The organism is Pseudomonas sp. K5002, from assembly GCF_013386655.1.
In the GTDB taxonomy this organism is placed as follows: domain Bacteria; phylum Pseudomonadota; class Gammaproteobacteria; order Pseudomonadales; family Pseudomonadaceae; genus Aquipseudomonas.
Genome location: NZ_JACARK010001090.1, coordinates 1 through 1,475 on the forward strand (window position 1 = coordinate 1; position 1,475 = coordinate 1,475).

Consider the following 1,475-nt stretch of genomic DNA (forward strand, 5'->3'; position numbering starts at 1 on the left):
CCGACCACGGCGGCGATCAGCGCCTGGTCGTCGATCTGCGCCAGCTCGTGGGTTTGCAGGGTTCGCCCGGCACGCAGCACCGTGACCCGGTCGCCGATCTCGCGAATTTCATTCAAGCGGTGGCTGACATACAGCACCGCCACACCCGCCGCAGTGATCTCGCGAATCACCTGGAACACCCGCTTGAGTTCGGTCTCGTTCAGCGCCGCCGAAGGCTCATCCATCACCACCACCCGGGCCTCACAGGTCAGTGCCCGGGCGATGGCCGCCAATTGCTGGTTGGCAATCGACAGGCTGCCCACCCGGTCGGAACTCGAGAAGTTGGCCCCGACCCGCAACAGTGCGGCCTTGGCCAACGCACTGCGCTTGCCCCGGGAAATAATCCCGAAGCGCTGGGGCGCATAGCCGAGCATCAGGTTCTCTTCGACGGTCATCTGCGGGATCAGGTCGAGCTCCTGATAGATCATCGCGATCCCGGCCTGGCGCGCCTGTTGCGGATTCTTCAGTTCCACCCGCCGGCCCGCCACCGACATCTCGCCGCCATCCGGGCGATGGGCGCCGGCGACGATTTTCAACAGGGTACTTTTGCCCGCGCCATTGGCACCCAGCAGGCAATGCACCTCACCGGGCCGAACGTCGAGGGAGGCATCGGTCAGCGCCACCACATTGGGCGGAAAACGCTTGCTGACATGACGGATATCCAGGGCCAACTCACTCATGATCCTGCTCCAGCAAATAGCGGGCGGTGGCCGCGTCGGTGGCCAGCACATTGACATAGCCGGCCTTGACGCTGGCGTGGACGATGCGGTGCTTCTGCGCGCCGACGCACACGGCAATGGACCAGGCCTTGTCGCGCAAGGCGGCCAACGGCAGGCCCAGGGTGCGGGCGTCGAGTTCGGGCATCACCGGTTCACCGTCCATGCCGATAAAGCGGCCCATGATGTCGCCGACGGCGCCCAGGCGTTCCAGCTCTTCGAGCAATGGCCGGTCGATGTAACCCGACTCCATCAACACCGAATGATCAGACAACTCCCCCAGGCTGAAACACGCCACCGGCGCCTGTTGCCCGAGGCGCAATACCTGGGCGATCACCGGGTCCTGCTCCAGCGCCTCGCGGGTATGCGCATGCCCGAGAATCGCCGGCACCGGCAGCAACGTGGCCTGGCCACGCGCAGCCTGGGCGAAGCGCTCGGCGACGTTATGGCTGGACTCGCCCATCGAACGGGTATTGATCGCGCCGTTCAGCAGCACCACGTTGACCCCCTCGTTCCAGCGCGGCACCAGCCACTGGGCCATTTTGGTCAGGGTGCGGCCCCACGACACGCCGATCAGCGCCGGCATCGGCTGCAAGTTGCACAGGTAACGGGCGGCGGCCTGGGTCACCACGTTCAGCGCGGTGTCGGCATCTTCCACATCCAGCACCAATGCTTCACGCAGGCCGAAACGCCGTTGCAAGGCTACTTCCAGCTGCGGCA

The 1,475-nt window shown here is 65.4% G+C and carries 2 protein-coding genes; both read right to left on the bottom strand.

Translation table 11 applies throughout. The features are described from left to right. Positions 1–719: ATP-binding cassette domain-containing protein (locus HX846_RS33470; RefSeq protein ID WP_178967075.1), on the bottom strand; the 719-nt coding region annotated here is incomplete at its 3' end. Then, a partial coding sequence (locus tag HX846_RS33475; protein ID WP_178967076.1) for a sugar-binding transcriptional regulator occupies positions 712–1,475 on the bottom strand: 764 nt, incomplete at its 5' end. The genes HX846_RS33470 and HX846_RS33475, both read right to left, overlap by 8 nt.